Annotated in this window: 25 protein-coding genes and 1 riboswitch; of the genes, 9 read left to right on the top strand and 16 right to left on the bottom strand. The window is 42.7% G+C overall.

What is annotated here, in order from left to right:
* The first annotated feature begins 18 nt into the window (after positions 1 to 18).
* Positions 19 to 696 carry an outer membrane lipoprotein periplasmic chaperone LolA1 gene (lolA1, locus tag BLS28_RS26980; RefSeq protein WP_091175087.1) on the top strand — a complete coding sequence of 226 codons (678 nt, stop codon included), beginning with the start codon at positions 19 to 21 and terminating at the stop codon, positions 694 to 696.
* A 220-nt stretch (positions 697 to 916) separates the two neighbouring features.
* Here the strand turns inward: lolA1 and BLS28_RS26970 are convergent, their stop codons facing one another.
* A complete protein-coding gene (locus BLS28_RS26970) occupies positions 917 to 1,456 on the bottom strand; it encodes an AAA family ATPase (protein WP_091175083.1) in 540 nt (179 codons plus the stop codon).
* Positions 1,457 to 1,480: 24 nt separating this feature from the next.
* Positions 1,481 to 2,542: a polysaccharide deacetylase family protein gene (locus BLS28_RS26965; RefSeq protein ID WP_091175081.1), complete on the bottom strand. Its 1,062-nt coding sequence runs from the start codon at positions 2,540 to 2,542 to the stop codon at positions 1,481 to 1,483.
* Positions 2,543 to 2,659: 117 nt separating this feature from the next.
* Between BLS28_RS26965 and BLS28_RS26960 the strand changes: the two genes are divergently transcribed.
* Entirely contained in the window at positions 2,660 to 2,932 is a 273-nt protein-coding gene (locus tag BLS28_RS26960) for a hypothetical protein (RefSeq protein ID WP_091175078.1), read from the top strand.
* A complete protein-coding gene (locus BLS28_RS26955; RefSeq protein ID WP_091175076.1) occupies positions 2,929 to 3,690 on the top strand; it encodes an MBL fold metallo-hydrolase in 762 nt (253 codons plus the stop codon). The genes BLS28_RS26960 and BLS28_RS26955 overlap by 4 nt, the downstream gene beginning before the upstream one ends.
* 97 nt (positions 3,691 to 3,787) lie before the next feature.
* On the opposite strand, the gene BLS28_RS26950 is transcribed toward BLS28_RS26955, so the two are convergent.
* Both BLS28_RS26950 and BLS28_RS26945 read right to left on the bottom strand, forming a co-directional pair.
* Positions 3,788 to 4,066 carry a DUF3072 domain-containing protein gene (locus tag BLS28_RS26950; protein WP_091175073.1) on the bottom strand — a complete coding sequence of 93 codons (279 nt, stop codon included), beginning with the start codon at positions 4,064 to 4,066 and terminating at the stop codon, positions 3,788 to 3,790.
* Between the two features lie 67 nt (positions 4,067 to 4,133).
* The gene (locus BLS28_RS26945) at positions 4,134 to 4,601 is read right to left on the bottom strand and encodes a hypothetical protein (protein ID WP_091175072.1); all 468 of its coding nucleotides are present in this window, start codon (positions 4,599 to 4,601) and stop codon (positions 4,134 to 4,136) included.
* 186 nt (positions 4,602 to 4,787) lie between these two features.
* Between BLS28_RS26945 and BLS28_RS26940 the strand changes: the two genes are divergently transcribed.
* Both BLS28_RS26940 and BLS28_RS26935 read left to right on the top strand, forming a co-directional pair.
* On the top strand, positions 4,788 to 6,368 hold the full coding sequence (locus BLS28_RS26940) for a GDSL-type esterase/lipase family protein (RefSeq protein ID WP_091175070.1): 1,581 nt from the start codon (positions 4,788 to 4,790) through the stop codon (positions 6,366 to 6,368).
* Between the two features lie 285 nt (positions 6,369 to 6,653).
* A complete protein-coding gene (locus tag BLS28_RS26935; protein WP_143020887.1) occupies positions 6,654 to 7,157 on the top strand; it encodes a hypothetical protein in 504 nt (167 codons plus the stop codon).
* Here BLS28_RS26935 and BLS28_RS26930 read toward each other — a convergent pair.
* The 3 genes from BLS28_RS26930 to BLS28_RS26920 form a co-directional block, all read right to left on the bottom strand.
* The gene (locus tag BLS28_RS26930) at positions 7,149 to 8,087 is read right to left on the bottom strand and encodes a DUF72 domain-containing protein (protein WP_091175066.1); all 939 of its coding nucleotides are present in this window, start codon (positions 8,085 to 8,087) and stop codon (positions 7,149 to 7,151) included. The genes BLS28_RS26935 and BLS28_RS26930 overlap by 9 nt on opposite strands.
* 126 nt (positions 8,088 to 8,213) lie before the next feature.
* Positions 8,214 to 8,975: an SDR family oxidoreductase gene (locus tag BLS28_RS26925; RefSeq protein WP_091175065.1), complete on the bottom strand. Its 762-nt coding sequence runs from the start codon at positions 8,973 to 8,975 to the stop codon at positions 8,214 to 8,216.
* 280 nt (positions 8,976 to 9,255) lie between these two features.
* Positions 9,256 to 9,370, top strand: a riboswitch (SAM riboswitch).
* A 148-nt stretch (positions 9,371 to 9,518) separates the two neighbouring features.
* Positions 9,519 to 10,964 (bottom strand): DUF3943 domain-containing protein, encoded by a 1,446-nt coding sequence (locus BLS28_RS26920; protein ID WP_091175064.1) that lies wholly within the window; start codon positions 10,962 to 10,964, stop codon positions 9,519 to 9,521.
* Positions 10,965 to 11,217: 253 nt separating this feature from the next.
* On the opposite strand from BLS28_RS26920, the gene BLS28_RS26915 reads away from it, so the two are divergent.
* Complete coding sequence (locus BLS28_RS26915; RefSeq protein ID WP_091175062.1) at positions 11,218 to 11,619, top strand: transmembrane 220 family protein; 402 nt, start codon at positions 11,218 to 11,220, stop codon at positions 11,617 to 11,619.
* Positions 11,620 to 11,694: 75 nt separating this feature from the next.
* Here BLS28_RS26915 and BLS28_RS26910 read toward each other — a convergent pair whose 3' ends face one another.
* Both BLS28_RS26910 and BLS28_RS26905 read right to left on the bottom strand, forming a co-directional pair.
* Positions 11,695 to 12,543 (bottom strand): transglutaminase-like domain-containing protein, encoded by an 849-nt coding sequence (locus BLS28_RS26910; protein WP_091175059.1) that lies wholly within the window; start codon positions 12,541 to 12,543, stop codon positions 11,695 to 11,697.
* 4 nt (positions 12,544 to 12,547) lie between these two features.
* Entirely contained in the window at positions 12,548 to 13,285 is a 738-nt protein-coding gene (locus BLS28_RS26905) for a proteasome-type protease (protein ID WP_091175057.1), read from the bottom strand.
* A 140-nt stretch (positions 13,286 to 13,425) separates the two neighbouring features.
* Here BLS28_RS26905 and BLS28_RS26900 point away from each other — a divergent pair, with 140 nt between their 5' ends.
* Together BLS28_RS26900 and BLS28_RS26895 are read left to right on the top strand one after the other, a co-directional pair.
* A complete protein-coding gene (locus tag BLS28_RS26900) occupies positions 13,426 to 14,427 on the top strand; it encodes a nucleoside hydrolase (protein ID WP_091175053.1) in 1,002 nt (333 codons plus the stop codon).
* Between the two features lie 68 nt (positions 14,428 to 14,495).
* Positions 14,496 to 14,723 carry a hypothetical protein gene (locus BLS28_RS26895; protein WP_091175051.1) on the top strand — a complete coding sequence of 76 codons (228 nt, stop codon included), beginning with the start codon at positions 14,496 to 14,498 and terminating at the stop codon, positions 14,721 to 14,723.
* On the opposite strand, the gene BLS28_RS26890 is transcribed toward BLS28_RS26895, so the two are convergent.
* On the bottom strand, positions 14,724 to 15,437 hold the full coding sequence (locus tag BLS28_RS26890) for a YdcF family protein (RefSeq protein ID WP_176844575.1): 714 nt from the start codon (positions 15,435 to 15,437) through the stop codon (positions 14,724 to 14,726). It abuts the gene before it with no gap.
* A gap of 139 nt (positions 15,438 to 15,576) precedes the next feature.
* Between BLS28_RS26890 and BLS28_RS26885 the strand changes: the two genes are divergently transcribed.
* Positions 15,577 to 15,786, top strand: a complete 210-nt coding sequence (locus BLS28_RS26885; protein WP_091175047.1) for a hypothetical protein — start codon at positions 15,577 to 15,579, stop codon at positions 15,784 to 15,786.
* Positions 15,787 to 16,038: 252 nt separating this feature from the next.
* Here the strand turns inward: BLS28_RS26885 and BLS28_RS26880 are convergent, their stop codons facing one another.
* The 6 genes from BLS28_RS26880 to argH form a co-directional block, all read right to left on the bottom strand.
* On the bottom strand, positions 16,039 to 16,443 hold the full coding sequence (locus tag BLS28_RS26880) for a helix-turn-helix domain-containing protein (protein WP_256337551.1): 405 nt from the start codon (positions 16,441 to 16,443) through the stop codon (positions 16,039 to 16,041).
* A 6-nt stretch (positions 16,444 to 16,449) separates the two neighbouring features.
* Complete coding sequence (locus tag BLS28_RS26875) at positions 16,450 to 18,084, bottom strand: amidase (RefSeq protein ID WP_091175042.1); 1,635 nt, start codon at positions 18,082 to 18,084, stop codon at positions 16,450 to 16,452.
* A gap of 216 nt (positions 18,085 to 18,300) precedes the next feature.
* Positions 18,301 to 18,999, bottom strand: coding sequence for a DUF1345 domain-containing protein (locus BLS28_RS26870; protein WP_091175040.1), 699 nt, complete (start codon positions 18,997 to 18,999; stop codon positions 18,301 to 18,303).
* Between the two features lie 56 nt (positions 19,000 to 19,055).
* Positions 19,056 to 19,262 (bottom strand): YwbE family protein, encoded by a 207-nt coding sequence (locus BLS28_RS26865; RefSeq protein ID WP_091175037.1) that lies wholly within the window; start codon positions 19,260 to 19,262, stop codon positions 19,056 to 19,058.
* A 122-nt stretch (positions 19,263 to 19,384) separates the two neighbouring features.
* Positions 19,385 to 20,482, bottom strand: coding sequence for a TlpA disulfide reductase family protein (locus BLS28_RS26860; protein WP_091175034.1), 1,098 nt, complete (start codon positions 20,480 to 20,482; stop codon positions 19,385 to 19,387).
* A gap of 42 nt (positions 20,483 to 20,524) precedes the next feature.
* A complete protein-coding gene (gene argH, locus BLS28_RS26855; RefSeq protein WP_091175030.1) occupies positions 20,525 to 21,859 on the bottom strand; it encodes an argininosuccinate lyase in 1,335 nt (444 codons plus the stop codon).
* Positions 21,860 to 22,086 lie beyond the last annotated feature (227 nt).

The raw sequence follows: 22,086 nt of genomic DNA, 5'->3' as shown, positions 1-22,086 counted from the left end.
GTTGTTGAATAAAACTGAATGAAAAGGATCATAGCATATACCATTTTAGCAATAAGTACATACAGCACTGCCTTTGCACAAAAAGACAGCCAGGCAAAAGCGATTTTAAACCAGGTAAGCCAAAAATACCGGTCGTACGATGTTATTAAAAGTGATTTTACCTTTAGCCTGAATAACCAACAGGCCAATATTAAAGAAACACAAACCGGCACCCTGATATCAAGGGCGAAAACCGGTAAATACCGCGTTACCCTTTACAGCGCAGCCGCAAAACCCGAAGTAGACAAAGAAATTTTGAGCGACGGCAAAAACCAGTGGACATACCTTAAAAAAGATAAAGAAGTACAGGTAAGTGACGCTGACAAAAGCGGCGACGGATTGAGCAACCCTGCCCAGATTTTTACCATGTATGAAAAAGGGTTTAAATACCTGTACACCGGCGAGCAAAAGATATCAGGTAAAACTTACCAAAATATTGAGCTTACACCCGAAGATGATAAAAAAGCTATTTTTAAAGTGAAGCTTACTATCGATAAAGTAAAAAAACAGCTCTACAGTGCTTTGCTGTTTGATAAAAACGGCAACAGGTATACTTATACCGTGCGTACCTTTACCCCCAACGTACCTGCTCCTGACGCTACTTTTGCATGGGATGCCAAAGGTCACCCGGGTGTTGAACTGGTGGACTTGAGGTAATCTTTCTTAGATGTGCGATTTGAGATATTTTGAAGCGGGGGGGTTACCTCCCGTTTTTTTTATTTTAATTATTTTGCCGCCGCTCGCCTCTTGGCGAGTGGCAACTATTACCAGGCCTCTGGCCTGCGTTAAACACCTGATTTATTTGATCCCGGCGGCGGGACGCCGCAGGATAGTTGCCACTCGGCAGGAGCCGAGCGGCGGCGAAGAGTTGTTTTTATTACAAAATTAACTCCTTAATTTTCCCTAAAACAGCCTCTACCCTTTCCTCAACAGTTGTATCACCTTCTATAATCAGCAAAGGAGTTGTGAGCTTGTTCATCCAATTCTTATGCGAATGCAGGCTTCGGCTGTTGGTGATGAGCTCATCATAACCGCGTGCCCAGTCAATAAATTCATTATAAAGCTTATTTCGCTCCCTACCGGTATAGATAATATCGCCATAACGTTCAAGCTCTCTTTGCTGCAAACGCCAAATCCTGATGGCTGGCGGGATATATAAAAATACCGACAGATCAAATCGCCAGTTATTGTTCCAGTTGATGACGGACCCGCCAAGGATCCAGTTTTCATTACCGGCCATTTCACTGTTAATCATAGCATTTCGTTCTTCAGGCGGTCGCCGGTTAGTAAAAGGAGGATCGGAAGGGAACCAGAAATAATGATCGCTGTCGAAATACGGGTAATCAAGTCTCTCGCTCAAAGTTTTGCCCAGCGTAGTTACCCCTGAGCCAGACGCGCCGAAGATGTTGATATGCACGGGTTGTTATATTTAAGTTCAAACTTACTCTTTTCCGACCTTAACCCTCCGCTCCATTACCTCTTTCCAGGTGGTTAAAATAAAGCCTTTTTGTTTAAGATAAGCTTTCAGGCGAGGATCGGTCATGGCCAGCAGGTCGCCTTTCCGTTTCTGGCCTTCGTTACAGATATTTTTAAATTGCGGCGACGGTTGTGTGCAGTGCATCAGTACCATCGTTAATCCCGGCGAAAAACGGTCGAAGTTTTCGATATAGTGGTCTGTGTACCATTTTTGCAGTTCCTTATCAGTAGCCTTGTCAATATCGGGCATTACCCAGTCATAGCTTGAATTATCGAGATCGTCCAGTACCGGCAAACCTCCTTTCCAGACTACGTCGCCAAGCTCACGCGCTTTTGCCAGTTCGGCAGGTTCGGGTATCGTCATTCCTTCAGTATATTTACCATCTTTTTTAAGCTGTGCTATCGTAGCATTCTTTGCTTCCTCGCGGTAAAAAAGATCCTCGCCTCCGGGCAGCATTACCGGTATCTTTTTTTCAATGCCGAGGTTAATATATTTTTCGAGAAAAGCCGGCTTGGCAAATAAAGTACCCATATGCGAGTCGAGATGGGTTGGTATAAAGCCCATGGTTAAGGCACGGTCAAGCTGGGCGCGGATCTCCTTATCAATCTCATCGGCAGTAGCATGGAAATAAACGGCGACTACTCCGGGCCAGAAAGCGCCTTCTTTATCAATCAGTCCCGGAACTGTTGCCTTACCCGCAAGCGGCCCCCATCGGTAATTTTTCCATTCGGAAGTTAAGGTTAAGTGCAGCCCTGCATCAATTCCCGGGTGCTGATCCATATAATGCTTAAAATCTGGTACCCAGGGGCAGGGCATCATCACACTGGTTGAAGTGGCTATACCCTCACCAATGGCTTTCTCCACCCCTTCGTTTGATTCGTGCGACATACCGGCATCGTCAACATGCAGGATAATTACACGTGCGCCTTTAGGCCAGCCAAGCTTTTCGGCATAGGTTTTGGTTTGCTGTGCATAAACGGCAATGCTAAAAACAATGCCTGTTGCTATGAGCAGTAAGTTCTTCATCCGGATGGTTTTAGGTTATAAAAGGTAAATAAAAATAGAAATTTAATTACCAAATGTGACATGCAAATGCCAATTTAAGCCCTGCAAATACACCCATTTTTACTACTTTTGAAATTAATGCTTCCCGCAACTAACCATACACTCGAGAAACTGGAACTGCTGTTAAAAACAGCCGGTTATAAAGTGCGTTATGAAAAGGGAAACTTTAAAACCGGTGCCTGCCTGCTGCTTAACAGTAAAATGATTGTGGTAAACCGTTTCTCTAATCTGGAAAGTAAGATCCTTGCTTTGGTTGAGCTATTGCGCGAACTTGAGGTAGATTACAAGCTGCTTGATGATAAACAGATTACATTTTTGCAGGAAATTAAACAAACTAAACTGCAGCTGTGACCATAACATTTTTAGGAACCGGAACATCGCAGGGGGTACCTGTTATAGCATGTAACTGCGAGGTATGCCTCTCAACAGATAAGCACGATAAGCGGCTGCGCAGCTCTGTTTTAATTGAAACCGAGGAAAAGGTAATTGCCATTGATTCGGGCCCCGATTTCAGGTACCAGATGCTTCGTGCAAAAGTACAGCACCTTGATGCTATCGTTTTTACACATGAGCATAAAGACCATATTGCCGGTATGGATGATATCCGCGCGTTTAATTACAAACAAAACGCCCCGATTGATATTTACGCTGATGAAAGGGTGCAAAAAGCCCTGGTGCGTGAATTTCCCTATATTTTTGATGGCACGGGTTACCCGGGCATTCCGCAGGTAAACATGCACATTATTGCGCTTGATCCCTTTATGATCGGTAATGTTGAGTTCGTCCCTATCGAGGTGTTTCATTACAGATTGCCTATAAAAGGTTTCAGGATTAAAGATTTTACCTACCTCACCGATGCCAAAACAATTCCGGATGCAGAAAGGAAAAAAATAAAAGGCACAAAAATATTAGTGATCAACGCCCTGCAAAAGGAAACCCATATTTCCCATTTTACGCTTGAAGAAGCCATAGCTTTTGCTAACGACATTGGGGCCGAAACCACCTACTTTACACATATAAGCCACAGGCTGGGCAAACATGCTGACGTTTCCAAAGAGCTGCCTGCAGGCATTGAACTGGCGTATGACGGCCTGAAACTGACTATTTAATATCGATATCAATCCACGGTTTTAAACGGCAAGCATACATTTACAAAGAACTCGAGCCTTTACTGCAAGCAACGGGTTTTAATATTGCTTATTTTAATTAATTATTCAATCCCCTGCCTGTTTTATGCTGCAGCTCGTCTATCCGTTTTGATGCTTCGGCTTTGGTAAGCGATCCGTCAAACTCTTCACCGGCCTCGTCAGATAATGTTTTGAGGTAGGAATGCTGTGCGCCGGTCATGGGTTCATCACCTGTTGACCATTCATCAGGGTCTTTTACCATATTTGAACCTTTTATTTGATTTTGATTGATGATCTCCTCATCATCTGATTCATCGAAAAAGCCATTGTCTGGTGCATCATTGGGGTTGATAGCCATAACTATTGTTTTTATAATTACAACTGATACCGGGGCGCATTGTTTTTATTTTCAAAAGCATTGAAGATCACAGTTCGATAAAACTCACCCTGTCGATGGTACCTCTGTATTGTTTTAAATGGCCTTTATCGCTGGCATCAACCACGCCCCGAATAGTTACTTTACGTTTATTCATACGGATAAACTGACCATCATTATAGGTAAACAAACCTATATGAGTACCCGGCAGATAAAGGGGGCAATCCTGACTAAAATCAACCCAAATGGCATTATGTAATGCGTGGCTCGAGAACAGGCTGTCATTAAAAAGCGCGGATTGCTCGTTCCCTTCCTTGTATTTACCGCTCACTTCAACATATTGTTTATCATATTTTTCAATATGACTGGTCAGCTCTGTAAATGAAATCTTTTTATAATCTTTTGAACTATTGCAATCGCTTTGGAAAACTTTTTTTTGTTTGGCACACGCACCAAGCAAAACCAACAGCGGCAAAATCCGGAGCAAATTTTTGATATGGATAAATACCACGGTCATTCAAATCAGGAGTGATTAAGATAGTGAAAATATCTGTCAATAATCCTGATAACAGATATTTTACAGCGAGGTTACAGATGTTATAATAAAAATGGAATTTGTCTTTGCTAAAACGTTTAGGCACCTTGTAGTTTAGCTTTATGCTGTTATTTTTGTACATCAACATTTAACCTGAATTAACCTCCCATGAAATTAAAACTGATAGGCACCTTACTCCTATTGTCGGCCCTTTGCGTACAGGCCCAGCAAAAAGTTATCCCACTTTACCCCGGCGCGGCTCCCGGTTCCGAAAACTGGATCTGGAACGAGGGCGAAAGCGACAACAACGCTTTTAATACCAAAGTTGTTTACAACGTTACGCGCCCTTCCCTGGGTGTTTTCCTGCCCGATTCATCCATCGCTACCGGCACCGCGGTGGTTATTTGTCCCGGCGGCGGCTTCCATACCCTGTCAATCAACAGCGAGGGGTATGACGTAGCTAAATGGCTCAACAAACAGGGGGTAGCCTGCTTCGTACTGAAATACAGGTTGGCTCACAGTTTAACTAACGACCCGGTAAAAGAATTGGTAGCCAAAATGAGTCAGAAGGATTTCCCTAAACAGGTAGCGCCTATCATTCCCTTAGCTATCGCTGACGCGCGTGCAGCGCTGACTTATGTGCGTGAACATGCCTCCGAATACCATGTTTCGCCGCAACGAATCGGGATCATGGGCTTTTCGGCAGGCGGCACACTGGCCGGTGCCGCAGCTTTCAATTACACAGCAGCTAACAAACCCGATTTTGACGCGCCTATTTATGCATACGTGCCTCCAGAACTGATCTCAAAAATCCCTGACGACGCGCCGCCGATGTTTATAGCTGCAGCTACTGATGATCAGCTTGGCCTTGCTCCGCACAGCATTGAGCTTTATAGCAAATGGCTGGCATCAAAACACAGCGCCGAGCTGCATATGTACGCTAAAGGAGGCCACGGTTTTGGCATGCGCAAACAAAACCTGCCTACCGACAACTGGATAGACCGCTTTAACGAGTGGCTCGATCTGAAAGGTTTTTTAAAACCCATAGACCCTAAAGTAAAAACAGTTAAAGAGAGAGCCGATCAATGGGAAGCCTACCATAAGCAATGGGAAGATGCATTTCATAAAGACTGGGCAAACATGACCCGTTACCAGGCCGATAATGAAAAGGTAAAAGCATCAGCCCCAAACCCTAAAAGTGTAGTTTATATGGGCGATTCCATTACCGATTTCTGGATCAGCAGGGATTCAACCTTCTGGAGCGATAAACCATATTTTGACCGCGGCATCAGCGGACAAACCACCACCCAAATGCTGGTGCGTTTTCGTGATGATGTGATAGATCTGAAACCTGGTGCCGTGGTGATCCTGGCAGGAATAAATGATATCGCCCAAAATAACGGCCCGATAGCTATTGAAGATATTTTTGGCAATATTCAATCCATGGCATTGCTGGCTAAGGCCGCCAATATTAAAGTAGTATTATGTTCAGTACTGCCCGCCTATGCCTTTCCATGGCGCCCGGGTATGGAACCTGCGCAAAAAGTGGTGCAGCTTAACGCCATGATCAAAGCTTTTGCCGATGCCAATAAAATGGTTTATGTAGATTACCATAGCGCCATGGCCGACGAGCGCAAAGGTTTGCCGAAAAATTTAGCCGCTGATGGTGTGCACCCTACTGTTGAAGGATACAGGTTAATGGAGCCATTGGTTGAAAAGGGTATTGCGGAAGCGTTGAAGAGGAAGTAGGCCAGATAAACTTTAGCAGATGTTGCAGAATTTTGAAATCCGGCGGACTTTCGAGGTACGATGATAAGCAGGGACAGACTTGCGAAGTTTTAAACACTTCGCAAGTCTGCCTTATACAACATGGCCTGAGGACACACCTTTAAAACCGGTAAGCAAATACCTTCTTTTAAAAATGTTGGTGTTTTTAATTTAGTAAATTGCATATTGGGGCTTAAATGCAGCAGCAAGGTTGATGGTACCGATCAACTTGCCGATGAGATCCTCATAAAAAAACAGAAACATCCCATGAAAAATATATTCAGGCTCCTGATCATCATATTATCGCCGCTGGCATTACATGCTCAAAATCCGGTAGTTGTAAAACAACAGGCAATCCTGATGGCCCAAAGCATGACCAAAGGAGATTATAAGACTATTATTAGTTATACTTATCCCAAAGCGGTGCAAATGGCCGGGGGCAAAGAAAAAATGGCCGATATGATTGGTACAGCTATGCAGCAAATGAAAACTGCGGGCATCAGCTTTGAAAACATTACAGTTGGCACCCCTGGTAAATTTTATAAAGCCGGGAAGGAAATCCATTGCCTGCTGCCCGAAACTATCATTATGGCAAGCCCAAAAGGCCGTATGGCCATGCACAGCAACTTATTGGCGGTTAGCGGCGATGGTGGCAAAAACTGGTCGTTCCTGGATATGAACAATTCAACCGCGGATAAGTTAAGGCAACTGATCCCCAACTTTAACCCGGCTATGAAAATTCCGCCGGCTACTACAGAGCCATTACAATAACAGCGAGGTTTGGGCGGTTGGCTTATTATTGTCTCTCTGGATAAATTGAGGGCGCATTAATTGGGTGCCCAAAGCGTCATTTAGTTTTTCAACCACATAATCAGCAAGCTCTGGTGAGTAACGCTCATCATGCTGGTGCATAAAAAACCATACCGATTTAAGGCCTTGATCTTTCCAGTTTTTGATCCGCTCAACCCATTCATCAACGCGGGCATAATCTGTTGGGTGCAGACTGTTGCCTACAAAGCGGATAAAGGCGTGTGGTGTAGGCAATGCCATATGCACCACATCGCGGCGGCCGCTGGCATCAGTTATGATAGAGCCAATATTCAGATCTCGGAAAAGATTAAATACCTTGTCGCGGTTTTCGGCAACGGCAAACCAGTCTTTATGGCGCAGCTCAACAAATACGGGAATATCTTTTGGTAGTTGTTCAAGATAGGCCTTAAGCTCCGGAAAACTCTTTGGTGTGTAATTATCGCTCAACTGCAAAAACAGCGGACCAAGCTTATCGCCGAAAGCCAAAATACCTTCATAATACGTGGTCGTGATATCCTCCGCGTTTTTTAACCGGCGAATGTGACTAATGCTTTGAGAAAATTTAGGGCAAAATTTAAAACCGGGATTGCTATCGGCTTTTTGTTTCCATTTGGAAATGGTATCCGGACCGTAAACCTGGTAAAAGGTAGCGTTAAGCTCAATGCAATCAAAATGCTTAACGTATTCATCTAAAAAATTGGCGTCCTTGGTTTTTGGCGGATAAATTTTGCCAATCCATTCTTTGCGCCCCCATTTTGCGCAGCCAACATGTACCTGCAAAGGCACATCATTTTTTGCAGCGGCAAGGGTTTCAACAGTTATCTGCGGGTCGGCCGGCAAGGTAAAATCAACCCGGGATAATTCTTCGTCCGTTACTCTACCAAATTCCATGTGCTTTTTTGTGCGAAAGATAGGAAATTGTCTGAATCAGAATTTACAGGATTAATGAATTTTCAGAATAAATAATTTATTTGCATTACATTCTGTTAATTTAAAAATTCTGATTCAGACAATCAACTACAAGAACATCCCGCCCGAAGCTTCAATACGCTGAGCATTGATCCAGCGGGCATCCTCAGTGCATAGAAAAGCTACTATGCCACCAATATCATCCGGCTGGCCTACCCTGCCCAAAGCTGTTGACTTCGACATCATTTCTTCCAAACCAGGGTGCGAATCAAATGCCGCTTTGGTAAAATCGGTTTGAATAATACCCGGAGCCACCACATTTGCGGCTATACCACGGCTGCCCAATTCTTTCGCCAGGTATTTGGTGAATACCTCGATAGCGCCTTTCATGGATGCATAAACGGCATACCCCGGAGTTGAGAAACGGGCCAGCCCGGTCGAAAAATTAATGATCCGGCCGCCGTCGGCAATTACCGGTAAGCTTTTTTGGGTTAAAAAGTAAACACCTTTAAAATGAACATTAAACAGGCTGTCAAAATCTTCTTCGGTGGTTTGTGCAAATGGCGAGGCAGCGTCGATACCTGCATTATTGATCAGAAAATCAAAGGTATCACGGTTCCATTTTTCGTTTAGGGTTGCTTTCAGTTTTGTAATAAAAGCATCAAAGGTGGATACGATACCTGTATCCAGTTGTAAAGCAGCAGCCTTTTGTCCTGCCGATTCAATTTCTGCAACTACAGCTTCAGCTTCCTCTTTTTTACTGCGATAAGTAACTATTACATCAATACCTTTTTTAGCCAGGTGCAATGCAGCATTTTTACCCAGCCCGCGGCTTCCACCGGTTATCAGTGCAATTTTATTTGTTCCCATTGTGATGTTTTTTTAATGTTTTAACAATACAAAGGTGCAATAGTTAGGAATGAAAATTATGGTGACTACTTCAGATTAAATGGTGACCATTTCAGTTTTTTTTCAAAATATTTCTATCGGAAAACTCCCAGAAAGTATGGACTGAGACAGCATTAATAAATTTATCTACCTCAAAATGAACGGAAAAGAAATAAATATCAATTAAACTACTAAAACTATAGGAATTATATAATTTATTGTTATATTTGCATTGTCAACAACGACAAAGTGTTCTTTTAATAACTTATCAAGAAAGACTGAGGGAAAGGCCCAAAGACGTCTTAGCAACCTGTACATCCGCATAATGTAAAAGGTGCTAATTCCTGCTCCTGTGCAAAACGGGAGAGAGATAATTATATCTACACCCCACAACCGATCTGATTAAGTGAATTTTTATGGTTTTCAAGTCGCGTGACCGAGAGGATAGGTGGGGGTCCGCAATACCCTAAACGGCAGTTCGAATCTGCCCGCGACATCAAATTTTTCCAATCCTTTTTTTTTAGCTTACAGGTTAACTCTGTACCTTGTTGAGATCCGCAGGTACGGGTAAGTTTTGTCTACATCCGGGTGATTTTTATAGTTTCCTTCCAGCCTGAAATATCCGGGTTCGGCACTTATCGAGAGATCTTTTAACACGCGGTAACTTATCTCATTGGTTATGGTATGTAAAAAATAATGCGACTTATTACCATTAATAGTCATGAGCCAGCTACCGCGATAATTAATGCTATAATAAAATCTGTTACCTATATTAAAACCAGCTCTGCCGTTTATGGCAAAACCCGAGCCGTAATCATAATTGCGCCCTCTATACAGGTAGGGATCGGGAGCGGCTCCTAAAATGATAAGCCCCGCACCCACCGCGGTATTCACTTTAAAGCCATTCAATAATTTAAATTCAGATAGTAGATTAGCCTTTACGCTTTGCCCTCCGTAAAAGAACGCAGCATTGCGTATGTAATCATAATTAGCTGATATGATGATCAGGTTCTCCACGCTATCCGATAACGAAACGTCCCATCCTGCAAGAGATCCATAAACACTGATCACATTAACCGCACTGCTATCGTCTTTCCCAAACTCGGCTGTGATGGAAATATTGCTGAAAGGTGTGTGCAAATTTTCGTTTGAAGCGCCGTAAAGCAGCTTCGCCCTGCCAAACCAACCAAACCGTCCGTGGGTCAACAGTCCCTGGTTGCCGCTGTTAAACTTACGCGCGCCCAGATCAAATTCTGCACTCACTTTTGATGAATCATCCTGCGACCTATTTGCCGGCCCAACAACCTTTCCCCATTTTCCATCAATAATGCGGTTAAGGCCATTCATCGGGTTAACCAAAAAACCCAGCACCTCACTGGCTTGCCGTTTAAAACCGCGGCGGTGGTTATTAATAATCTTATTTGATAGTCGATAGGTCATTTCGCCCAATACTATGCCGCCAAAGCTGGTGTTGATAAAATCGTTAGGGGCGGGTGCCTGGTTTTCGGCAAATGTTTCCCACAGGTAACTGCCCACCATAGTAGCCGGTACTGATTGCCAAAAACTATAACCATTACTCCTGAAGGCGCTGTAAAACATGCTGCCGTGATATGGATGTCCAAACTGGTTGGTTTGAAACGGATCATTGTCCCAGGTCCAACTGCCCGGGTTCAGGTTATGACCTGTTGTTTTCCAGGAAATCCGGGCGTAATCAACGTTGACTATATAGCGATCATATGTCCAGGGCGCAATCTCGGCGAGGCCAAGCTCTAAAGCAGCCCTTCCAAAACGTTTCTGTTTTACCGGCGGATCTGAAAATCGTGTTATGGTATCTTTTTGCTTACGCAGGTCAAAAATATTAACCTGGGCCCCTACTTGCTGGCTGCAGAAAAGTATGAACAGTAAAAGCGGCAGTATAATCCTTAACCTTCCGGAGTATTTTCTGGTAAAATGGTAAAGCGTTAAAGTCATATACACTAACAATTTAAAAGATACAGCTACGAAAGTTATAAAGGATGAAGTGAATTAGGTTAAAAAATGTTTGAGCAATATTTAATTAATGTTAAGGCGGATATAATTTTGATAATGCATTGGGCGGTACTGGGTACCAATAATTGTTATTTCCTTATTTAAGTACTGAAACATATTTTCATATATTTAACATTGCTTAACCTGTATATTAAGCACCATAACCAGTATAAATTATTGCAATTGCTTTTTACTTATGAAGATCTTCAATATCATATGGGTTGTACTTTTTGTCACATTTGCAGGTTTACAGTATAACGATCCAGATCCTTACCTTTGGATGCCCATTTACCTTTATTGTGCCTGGTTTTGCTACCTGGCAGCAAAAAAAGAATTTTACCCCATTGGCTATGCAACCGGCATAATCATTTTTACAGGTTATGCCATTTATAAGATATTTGATAACAACGGCCTGATCGACTGGTTTAAGTTCCATCATGCCGAAAGTCTTGTGCAAACCATGAAAGCCGAAAAGCCCTGGATTGAAGAAGTGCGTGAGTTTTTCGGGTTACTGATCTGTGTAGCAGTACTGGCGATTAACTGGATCTATGCTATAAGAGAAAACAAAAAAGTACCGGTAAAAAAGCGGAGACGATAAGCCCCCTCTAAATCTCCCCCGGGAAAGGGAGACTTGTAAAAATATCTTTTTCATAGGGGTTAAGGTCAGGCTAAGCTACAAATATGACAATCCCTTAAATTCCCCATCAATATAATAAAAGGGCACAAAACCGTCTTCGGCAAGTTCACAACTTACCTGCATGGTGGTAAAAGTAACATCGCCAAAAATATTGGCTATGGCCGAGTCGGCAGCATCATGGCCGGTAGCTATTTTAATAAGGCCGTTTAAAGGTACCAGCCGTGTTGCATCAAACAGTATCCACTTACCACCAAGATAAGCCTCAAAGCAGGCGTGGAAATCGGCTGGCTTAAGGTGATAGGCATAACCTGTAAAATAGCGGGCAGGTATGGTAAGCGCACGGCAAAGGGCTATGCCTAAGTGTGCAAAATCGCGGCAAACGCCGGCCTGTTCGGTAACGGTATCAAAAGCTGATGTTTGTGAATTGGTTGATCCGCTTAAATATTGTACGTTTTTATTGATCCAGTTGGTCAATTCAACCACCTGCTCAAAAGGGTTGGTAACATGCCCGAACATATTATGTGCAAGGCGGTATAATTTGTCCGACTGACAATAGCGGCTTGGATTTAAATATGGCAGCACCGGCGAGGGCAGCTCAGAAACGTGGGTTTCCTGTAAATTACCGAAATCGGTTATTTCATAACAATTATCAACCGTAGCTTTGTAGGTAACTTTAACATTGGGCGTATCGGCACTTACATCAAAGCGCACCAAACGATTTTCGCCCTGCAGAGTTTGCAGTTCTTCAAACTTGATATAGGGTTCCAGGCCAAATTCTTCACTTATTACCGTTTGATTTGGGCTGCGTAATGCGTGTATGTTTAAAATCAATGTGCCCGGCGACCGTACTACATATTCCATTTGGGTAAACACATCGAACTTCATGTTATCAGCTTCCTGTTTTTAATTCTTCTAATTTGTTAAATGTGGCATCCATCCAATCCTCCGAAATATGGTCAAGTGCCAGTTTCAGTTCCTCGGCCCATTGGATTGAGATATGTTCAAGGTCCTGTTTGTTATAACGCTGCTCAACAATATTGAAACTATCCTTTTTATAAACAGCCACATCTATCGGAAAATCGACATTGTTCGAGCTTACCCTTGTTGAATCGAAGGAAAGAAAACCTGTTTTAAGCGCCAGTTTCAGGCTCGAATCTTCATTAAGGATGCGATTAAGGATAGCTTTACCATGCCCCGAATTACCGATAACCACGTATGGCGCCCCTTGCCCTAATTCCACCCAATTCCCTTCGGGATATAGCAAAAAAAGCTTGTGTTCATCGTCATCGCGCAATTGTCCGCCAATAATGGTATTCAGGTCAAATCGTAACCCGGCGGCATCAAGCGACACTTTATCTTCTTGTGCTGCACGCTTTACCTGTTCGCCAAATGCATTCACAGCCTTGTACATCTTATTAAACTCGGCTGTCTCCAATAATTCATTAAAATATATCACGGCCTTATCACGCACCGAGCGCAAACCGCTGGTCATGATAAACAGCGAAAAATGATCCTTTTGTTCTATAGTGATCTTCTTTTTTACAGTGGTATCCGTCCCCGAAGTTATACGAGTATCGGCAATGGCCAATAAGCCCTCTTTAACTTTAATTCCCAGGCAATAAGTCATTTGATTAGCGTCGTTCGTTATAAATTAATACTTGCCAAAGTAATTAAATAATGCGAGATTTAATTACCGATCATTCATAAACCAATTATTTGCCGATACATCTTTTTTGGGCCTAACTGCCTTTTATTTTATTGCATACAATGAAATTCAAATCAGCATTACTCATCCTGGCATTCATTTTTCACCTCAACTTTGTCAAAGCGCAAAAACACAGCCCTGTTCCTGTTATTTTCGACACGGATATTGCCGGAGATTATGACGATGTTGGTGCCATGGCTATGCTGCATGCCTTTGCAGACAAGGGTGAGGCCCAAATATTAGCTACTATATCATGCAACGCCTTTGAAACTACCGCACCAACCATCAGTGTGATCAACACCTATTTTGGCAGGCCTAATATTCCCATAGGTATTGTAAAAAAAGACAAGCCCAATAAAGACTGTGCACAGCAATGGGCCCAGGCTATTATTGCCAAATACCCGCATAACGTAAAATCAAACAGCCAGGCAGTTGAAGCGGTAGCACTTTACCGCAAGTTGCTGGCAAAGCAAGCCGATGGCAGCGTAACTATTATTTCGGTTGGATTTTTCACCAACCTGGCCGATCTGCTCCGGTCGGGAGCTGATAAATACAGCAAACTGGATGGAGAACAACTGGTGAAAAAGAAAGTAAAAAAACTGGTATCCATGGCTACAGGAATAGGTACCGACGGTAAAACGTTTAGCGAATACAATGTAAATGTAGATGCCGCTTCGGCACAGGAAGTATTTAAAAACTGGCCCACTCCCATTACTCTGAGCGGTTTTGAAATAGGTGAAAAAATCTTGACAGGGATTCGCCTGATCAATAATACATCAATAAAAAATAGCCCGGTAAAAGACGCCTTCCAGATAGCGCTTACAAAAGACAACAACACAACCGGCCGCAACAGTTGGGACGAAACAGCCGTACTAACAGCCATCAGGGGGCTCAAACCTTATTTTACCTATCGCAAACTTAACATGGAAATAAAGGACAACGGTACCGATGTAGTGGTACCGGGAGAGCGGTTTTTATATCTTCAATTTGCAATGCAGCCGGGGGATATTGCAAAGGATATTGAACAATTGATGATGCACCAGCCTGTTAAAGAACAACGGTAATATACCGGTAAAAATACCAACTACTTGGTATTGAATTTTCACGAGATAGATAGCACCTTAGTTTAATTATGAGCGAACCCATTAAAATTCAGGTATCCATCTTTTGCGAGCCTTGCATTATCTGCGGCAGCAGGCCTGTAATTGCACAGGCTAAAGGTAAATTTATTGTAAGATGCGGTGCCAACCCAAATCATTATCAAACGCCGCCCGGAATGGTGGATATAGCCAATTGGAATAAACATAACCGCCGGGAGCCTGATTTTACCCCAAATATAGGGCATCTTAAACAAGGCTGATCACTTAAAATAACGGGTTACCACGTAGCCGATGGCTTCCTTTATATAGGTCCCCCAACCTGCTAAAGCACCTGCATTAGGTAGGAAATCATCGGCAGATGCCGAAAACCTGCGGCTGGAAAAATTGCAGGGGTATGCAACCACGTCAACTCCCTGTTTTTTAAATATCATCAGGGAACGCCGCATATGAAATGCTGAGGTAACCAGTAAATATGGCGCTTTAAGTTTATGCTGCTGCAATAGCTCTTTTGAAAAAGCAGCATTTTCAATGGTATTGCGGGATTTCGGTTCGCTTAGTACGCAACTGTCCGGAACCTGCATTTCCCTAAGTTGCTCCCTTACCCAATCGGCCTCCCTAAAACCCGATGGCCTCAAAAGCCCGTTTCCTCCTGTGATAAGAAGATGGCTAACTTTACCTGTTTTTTGCAAACGAACACCCTGGATAAACCTATCAGCAGCAGAGTTAAAGAAACCGCCGCCATTGCCATCATCCGAGCTAAAACCACCCAGCACTATAGCACAAGCATACTTTTTATCGGCTGGTACAGCAATATCCCTGATATCCCAGCACCAGCTAACCAGGTTAAGTAACAATGAATTAGAGAAAATATAAAGCACAATAATACCTGCAAGCAAAAATTTCCGTTTACGTTTTACGTTCTTTGAAAAAAGAGCGATCAATAAAATTGCGAATACCCATAGAAGCAAATTCATTAAAAACGAAAGAACTTTTGAAAAAATAAAAAACATATGGCGGTTATGGTGTTTAAGTACTTCAAATATAGAAGCTTTTATCAGGTGAAGTAACAAACTGGCATTATCATTGTCATATATCAGAAAAGAAAAATAAATTATGGGCTTTATCAAAACTCTTGCTATAGGTGCTGCAGTTGCTTACGGAATAAATTACGTAACCAAAAAAGGACCCGACGGTAAATCAATTATCGATAACCTGGTTGACAACGCCCCCGAATGGGCAGATCGCGCTAAAAAATACGGCGAACTTACTTTAGAACAAATTGCCGTACGTACTCAAAACTTCAGGGATAACAGCAGGCGTTAATAAAATTTGCTTTATATTTTATCCATAATATATTATTAGTCAGCTTTATCTCCCGCTTTAAAAAACCGTCATAGAATAGAGAAAATATAGCATTGCGAGCGTAGCGTGGGAATCGCATAGAGGTATAGTTGCTCTGTATAGTATGCGATTGCTATGCCATGCTTATAATGATACATTTATAGATCATTGATTATTAAGCATATTTTGGAGATCGGTTTTATAAATATGTACGTATCCTTTAATCCTCCAGTCCTATAAATCAAGGTTCCTTACCAGCCACTGTTCACGATACTGTTTTGGTGTAATTCCCTCAAAACGCTTAAAAAACTTGGTAAAGTTTGATGGATCAAAAGTAAGCCGGTTAGCTATTTCGGCTACACTGACCTTGTTTTCCTGCAGCATGGTTTTGGCAATCCCCATGATTTTTTCCTCGAAAAAGAAACAGGGATGTTTGCCTGTGGTGAGTTTAATAGTATTGCTCAAATGGGTAGGATGGATATGCATTTCATCAGCAAAATCACGGATCTCGTACATGTCCAATACGCGGTTGTTCAGCACATCCTCAAGGTGTTTGTCAATGGCCTTCAGATAGTCGGCGGTAATTTCATGCTGACGGGCCAGTATCTTTTTCGGAACAGTAAACGTTGCTTCCATCATACAAAATTAAGCAAACAGATCGGGCTTAAACAGCGGTGCTACCCGCTTTTTAGATGCCTGCTCATAAGCATATCCCAATTTTATGATGTCGCCCTCTTTATAGGCTGTGCTAAAAAACGATAACCCAACCGGCAGGCCATGGGCCAACCCCATGGGCACTGTAATATGCGGATACCCCGCCATAGCGGCAGGGCCTGAAAAACTGAAACCATTATCATAGTCGCCATTTACCAGGTCGATACATACAGCCGGGCCATTAGTAGTGCCTATGATGGCATCAAGTTTATATTTGGTAAGCATACCATCAATAACTTTACGGGTACCCATATTGGTTTGCTTAACCGCGTCAAGATATTCTTTACTGTTCAAATCGCCTTTGGCCTGAGCCTGCTCCAGTATCTCCTGCTTAAAAAAAGGCATTGCTTTAGTTTCATTCTGCTTGTTGAAAGCAATAACATCTGCCAGCGTTTTTATTTTGCTGTTGGCATTGTTGAAGTATTGGTTAAGGCTATCTTTAAATTCGTAAAGCAGCACTGTAAATTCGTTGCTGTTGATAGTCTTCAGCTCTTTGTTCAGTTCTATCTCAACCACCTCAGCACCTTTACTTTTCAGGGTTTTGATGGCATCCTGTAATAATGCAACAACGTCCGGCTTATCGTCAAACGCTGTTTTTTCAATGCCCAGGCGCTTACCTTGTAAACCATTAACATCTAAAAATTTGGTATAATCCGCCTCAATCCTGCCTTTACTACCAAGCGTTGCCAGGTCGATCGTATCAATACCGGTCAGCGCACCAAGCAGTATGGCGGCGTCCTTAACCGTACGAGCCATCGGCCCGGCAGTATCCTGTGTTTTGGAGATCGGAATAATGCCCGACCGGCTCCATAAGCCCACAGTTGGCTTAATGCCCACCAAACCGTTAACCGATGCCGGCGACACTATCGAGCCATTGGTTTCTGTACCAATGCCAATAACGCAAAGATTGGCTGCTACAGCCGTTCCGGTACCGGCGCTTGAACCGCTGGGGTTCCTATCTAAAATATAAGGGCACTTAGTTTGCCCTCCCCTGCTGCTCCAGGCACTGGTTGAATGTGTGGAGCGAAAGTTTGCCCACTCACTTAAATTGGTTTTGCCCAATATCACAGCACCTGCTTCACGAAGCTTATGCACTATAAAAGCATCCTGCTTGGCAAAATTATCGGCCAAAGCCAATGAGCCCGCCGTGGTGTGCATGTTATCGCCGGTATTAATATTATCCTTTATCAGCACCGGTATACCGTGCAGCGGACCACGCACTTTACCCTTTTCACGTTCCCGGTCCATCGCATCGGCCATGTTCAAGGCATCTTTATTAAGCTCGATAACCGAGTTAAGCATGATGCCTTTTTTATCTATTTGATCAATGCGTTTCAGGTACAGCTCGGTAATCAGCCTTGCAGTAAACTGCTTGCTCTGCATTTTTTGCTGCAGATCGGCAATGGTTATTTCGCTCAATTCAAATATATCGTCCTTACTGATATCGGCAGCGGCAGTTTCATCGGCTTTATTTTCGGCAGATGGCTGATTGCAGGATGCTGCTACTAAAGTGGAGATCGCTAACCCAGCTAATGAACCGGTTTTGAGGAAATTTCTTCTGTGCATAAATGTTTAAAATAAAAGGCATTACAAGTAACAAAATATTTAACTACTTTGAAAGGTGTGGAGTGGGTAGATAGTTAAATGTTACAATGGGGTGGTATATTATCATATACGGAGAAAGCCCCGTCACCCTGAGCTTGTCGAAGGGGCGCGCGCAGAGGCCCCATCCGCCATGCTTCGACAAGCTACCCATGACACCCTATTTTTATTTATTTACCCTTACTTCGATACCATCCCCGAGATCACATTAATACTCAACGCCACAATAGCTGTATTAAATGCGAAAGAAATCAGCCCATGCAGCCAGGCCAGCCTGCGGATAGAGCGGGCAGAGATCTCCACATCAGATACCTGGAAAGTCATCCCTACTACAAACGAAAAATATACAAAATCGAGATAATCCGGCTCCTTTTCATCGCCCGGAAATTCGAGACCGCCAAGGTGCTTCAATTTTTTATCATCATCGGGGTCTGTAGTATAATACATATGGGCATAACGCAGCGTAAATATGGTATGCACCAGCCACCACGAAACAATTACCGAAGCCATGGCCAGTAAAACCCGTGCTGTAACTATCGCATCCGATTGGTTTTTTGCGGATAACAACAGGAACCCTATCGCCAGTAAACTCATCAGCGATGATACTATCACAAACAAAAATATCAGCGTACGACTTGAGTCTTCGATACTGGCTATTTTACGGATCTCGGCGGGGTTAGCCGTTAGGATAATGATCCAATCCATAATAATGATGCATAAACCAAATGCTATCCAGGTTACTAATGCCACCGTTGGCGCAGAAAAATGGGCCCAGGAGAAAAATAATGTTATTGCTGCGGCTCCTAACGAGATTAGGAGGCGGTGATGAGCATCAAGACTAAAAAAGACTTTGGTTTTTGTTTTGGCTTTTTGAGGCATATAATTTAAGCTACACCATAAATATGATAATGTTTGATGTAGATTAAATGAAGATACTAAAAATCGTCTTCCTCAACAATCCAGGCAACACGGCCTACCTGCCCGTCATCCAACTGCACTTTTATTCCGCGCGAATGGTAAGCTGCGCTGGTGAGCAACCGTTTTACAAAGCCGCGGGTTAGCGCACCTGTGCGCTGATCTTTTTTTAGGATGATGTCAACCTCAAGGCCCGGGTATATATCGCTTCTGTTTTGTCCATTCATGACCGTTGATTTGTTTGATTAAGTTGATTTTGCTGATTTTATTTTCTTGGTTTTGTCTGATTGATTTGATTTCACCGATTGATTAGATCGACAATAGTCTTATCGAAAAAACCAGGCAAATATCAATTTTTCGCAAGATAATCGGCTATAAAAGTTTTAACACGTTCTTCGTTGCCATTGTCAAAACCATCAATTTTTTTCACTACTATATTTTTATTATTAACCAGGTATACCTGTGGTATGAACCCCAAATTGTACTGTGCCTGTGCTTTAGAAAACACCTGCTGAGGTATGATGAGTTGCTGCCAGGGCATATCTTCAGCTTTCATAACCGGTAACCAGTTCTCTTTCTTTGCATCTATTGATACGCTAACAAATCTGATATCATCTTTATTAAACTGGGCTGCTATCCGCTTTAACGAAGGGATTTCCTGGCGACATGGACTGCACCAGCTTGCCCAGAATATCACCATATTTAACTTTTTTGTATTATCCACCAGGTTCACCGGCTTTTCATCAGCATCATTGAAAACGCTATTAGCAAACTGATTTTTATCTGCAGGTTGTTCCTCTATAAACTGTTTCAGTTTTTTCCCATAGTACGATGCTTTTGCTTCATCGCCAAAAGAGTTGAATAATTCTTTCAATTGGGCGTGATCTACGTAAAATCTAAAACCATGCAACGCAAGTAAACTCCAATAAGAGTCGGGATTCTCACTGATAATTTTTTTTATCCTTTCTGCCTGCGCGGTTCTCCTAATACCATCTTTACTTATACGGATATAAGGCGGCGTTATATTCTTCAAAAACGACTCGGATTGTGGCCCACCTTTTAAGATCGCCCCTTCAGTTTTTGAGAGGTCTCCGGTTATTGTGGTCGTTCCCGAACTTATAACAAAAAAAGTATACCTGGAATGATTTTTTGAAGGCTCATACGGATTGGCAACATCTATAAATTGCTGTTTTCCTTTTTCGTCGAGATAATTTAACTGAACAAGATCGGCAAAAAAAGGGGTATCCCGTTTAAATCTAATTTCGAACTTTCCATCAGTAACTTTGGCAGAGTCTGTGGCTTTACTAAAAAATGAATAAGCGGGTTTATAATACACCCATTTACTTTTAAGGCCTTTTATATCGCCTTTAATAATTACGGTATTATCATGTTTACAGGAAAACAGGCTGATAAGCATCAGCAGGATGGTGTAATAAGGTTTTTTCATTGGTTTAGTATCAGGCTGCTAAAATTCCTGATACCATTATAACTATTCAACCAATCCTTTTATTGCCTGCTCTACTTTTCCGAAATCAAAATTATTGATCAGCCCATCAAATGAGGCAGCTATCTGCTCATTACCCAGATTACCGATGCTGCCTTCATGAGTATGGTTCACCGTTTTATAAGGATTAAAATTACCGGCCTCAATAGCTAAACCAACTTGTTTGTAAGCATCGCGAAAGGGTGTGCCGCTTAATGTTAAACGGTTTACTTCTTCAACACTAAACAGGTAAGCATATTTGGCATCGTCCAGAATATCTGTCTTTACCATGATATTTTGCAGCATGAAGGTTGCCATTTGAAGGCAGTGTTTCAAATCGGAAAAAGCCGGGAACAGTAGCTCTTTTAACAATTGCAACTCACGGTGATAGCCCGATGGCAGGTTAGTGGTCATCATTGCCACATCGGTTGGCAGGGCCTGCAGGCGGTTACATTTACCACGCATAATTTCCCAAACATCGGGGTTCTTTTTGTGAGGCATGATGCTGCTGCCGGTAGTCAATGCATCAGGATAGCTTACAAATGAAAAATTCTGGCTCAAATACAGCGTTTGATCCATTGCCATTTTAGCCAGTGTAGCCGCAATGGTTGAGATAGCCTGTGCAATGATACGCTCGGTTTTACCACGGCCCATTTGCGCGTAAACAACATTATAATTCAGGTTATCGAAACCCAAAAGCTGCGTAGTTAAAGTACGGTTAAGCGGGAACGACGAGCCATAACCGGCAGCCGAACCCAGCGGATTTTTATTGGTAATGCGGTAAGCAGCCAAAACCAGTTCAAGATCATCAACCAGGCTTTCGGCATAGGCGCCAAACCATAAGCCAAATGATGAAGGCATGGCCACCTGCAAATGGGTATAACCCGGCAATAAAACATCTTTGTGTTTTTCGCTCAATTCAATAAGCTGGCGGAACAAGGTTTCGGTGCTTTCAACAACTTCCTGCAACTGATGACGAAAGAAAAGCTTAAGGTCGACCAAAACCTGGTCGTTACGTGAACGGCCGCTGTGGATCTTTTTGCCGGCATCGCCAATACGCTGGATAAGCAGCAACTCAACCTGTGAGTGTACATCTTCCACATGCTCGTCAATACGGAAACCGCCTTTGGCAATATCGGCGTAAATATTTTTTAACTCGCGTTGAACAAGCTCAAGGTCGGTGCTGTCCATCAGCCCAACGCTTTGCAGCATGCGGGTATGGGCCAGTGACCCCAAAACATCAAACGCAGCCATTTGCTCATCAAATTCGCGGTCGCGACCAACAGTAAAGTTTTCAACCAGCTCGTTAACGTTGGTAGTTTTTTGCCATAGCTTGCTCATGGTGCAAATGTATAAATTATCTGAACCATGATTTATGGGATTTAAGGATTAGTAGGATTTTTTGTCTGAACCTGGATTAGGGGAATTTGTGGATACAAGCGCAACGCAGATTGTCTGAACTCGAATTTATTGAATTAATGATTTTTTTGAATTTGCTAATCATTCTGTTAATACCTTAATTCAATAAATTCGAGTTCAGACAAAAAATCAGCGAAATCAATGTAATC

The sequence above is a fragment of the Mucilaginibacter gossypii genome, assembly GCF_900100945.1.
Lineage (GTDB): Bacteria > Bacteroidota > Bacteroidia > Sphingobacteriales > Sphingobacteriaceae > Mucilaginibacter > Mucilaginibacter gossypii.
The sequence above is the reverse complement of the archived record's forward strand: the minus strand, read 5'-3'. Positions and strand labels throughout refer to the sequence as shown.

What these genes read in the sequence shown, in the direction of transcription:
- lolA1 (WP_091175087.1), top strand. Translation starts at nt 19, where the DNA reads ATGAAAAGGATCATAGCATATACCATTTTAGCAATAAGTACATACAGC.
- BLS28_RS26965 (WP_091175081.1), bottom strand. Translation starts at nt 2,542, where the DNA reads ATGAAGAACTTACTGCTCATAGCAACAGGCATTGTTTTTAGCATTGCC.
- BLS28_RS26960 (WP_091175078.1), top strand. Translation starts at nt 2,660, where the DNA reads ATGCTTCCCGCAACTAACCATACACTCGAGAAACTGGAACTGCTGTTA.
- BLS28_RS26950 (WP_091175073.1), bottom strand. Translation starts at nt 4,066, where the DNA reads ATGGCTATCAACCCCAATGATGCACCAGACAATGGCTTTTTCGATGAA.
- BLS28_RS26945 (WP_091175072.1), bottom strand. Translation starts at nt 4,601, where the DNA reads ATGACCGTGGTATTTATCCATATCAAAAATTTGCTCCGGATTTTGCCG.
- BLS28_RS26940 (WP_091175070.1), top strand. Translation starts at nt 4,788, where the DNA reads ATGAAATTAAAACTGATAGGCACCTTACTCCTATTGTCGGCCCTTTGC.
- BLS28_RS26935 (WP_143020887.1), top strand. Translation starts at nt 6,654, where the DNA reads ATGAAAAATATATTCAGGCTCCTGATCATCATATTATCGCCGCTGGCA.
- BLS28_RS26930 (WP_091175066.1), bottom strand. Translation starts at nt 8,087, where the DNA reads ATGGAATTTGGTAGAGTAACGGACGAAGAATTATCCCGGGTTGATTTT.
- BLS28_RS26925 (WP_091175065.1), bottom strand. Translation starts at nt 8,975, where the DNA reads ATGGGAACAAATAAAATTGCACTGATAACCGGTGGAAGCCGCGGGCTG.
- BLS28_RS26920 (WP_091175064.1), bottom strand. Translation starts at nt 10,964, where the DNA reads ATGACTTTAACGCTTTACCATTTTACCAGAAAATACTCCGGAAGGTTA.
- BLS28_RS26915 (WP_091175062.1), top strand. Translation starts at nt 11,218, where the DNA reads ATGAAGATCTTCAATATCATATGGGTTGTACTTTTTGTCACATTTGCA.
- BLS28_RS26910 (WP_091175059.1), bottom strand. Translation starts at nt 12,543, where the DNA reads ATGAAGTTCGATGTGTTTACCCAAATGGAATATGTAGTACGGTCGCCG.
- BLS28_RS26905 (WP_091175057.1), bottom strand. Translation starts at nt 13,285, where the DNA reads ATGACTTATTGCCTGGGAATTAAAGTTAAAGAGGGCTTATTGGCCATT.
- BLS28_RS26900 (WP_091175053.1), top strand. Translation starts at nt 13,426, where the DNA reads ATGAAATTCAAATCAGCATTACTCATCCTGGCATTCATTTTTCACCTC.
- BLS28_RS26895 (WP_091175051.1), top strand. Translation starts at nt 14,496, where the DNA reads ATGAGCGAACCCATTAAAATTCAGGTATCCATCTTTTGCGAGCCTTGC.
- BLS28_RS26890 (WP_176844575.1), bottom strand. Translation starts at nt 15,437, where the DNA reads ATGAATTTGCTTCTATGGGTATTCGCAATTTTATTGATCGCTCTTTTT.
- BLS28_RS26885 (WP_091175047.1), top strand. Translation starts at nt 15,577, where the DNA reads ATGGGCTTTATCAAAACTCTTGCTATAGGTGCTGCAGTTGCTTACGGA.
- BLS28_RS26880 (WP_256337551.1), bottom strand. Translation starts at nt 16,443, where the DNA reads ATGATGGAAGCAACGTTTACTGTTCCGAAAAAGATACTGGCCCGTCAG.
- BLS28_RS26875 (WP_091175042.1), bottom strand. Translation starts at nt 18,084, where the DNA reads ATGCACAGAAGAAATTTCCTCAAAACCGGTTCATTAGCTGGGTTAGCG.
- BLS28_RS26870 (WP_091175040.1), bottom strand. Translation starts at nt 18,999, where the DNA reads ATGCCTCAAAAAGCCAAAACAAAAACCAAAGTCTTTTTTAGTCTTGAT.
- BLS28_RS26865 (WP_091175037.1), bottom strand. Translation starts at nt 19,262, where the DNA reads ATGAATGGACAAAACAGAAGCGATATATACCCGGGCCTTGAGGTTGAC.
- BLS28_RS26860 (WP_091175034.1), bottom strand. Translation starts at nt 20,482, where the DNA reads ATGAAAAAACCTTATTACACCATCCTGCTGATGCTTATCAGCCTGTTT.
- argH (WP_091175030.1), bottom strand. Translation starts at nt 21,859, where the DNA reads ATGAGCAAGCTATGGCAAAAAACTACCAACGTTAACGAGCTGGTTGAA.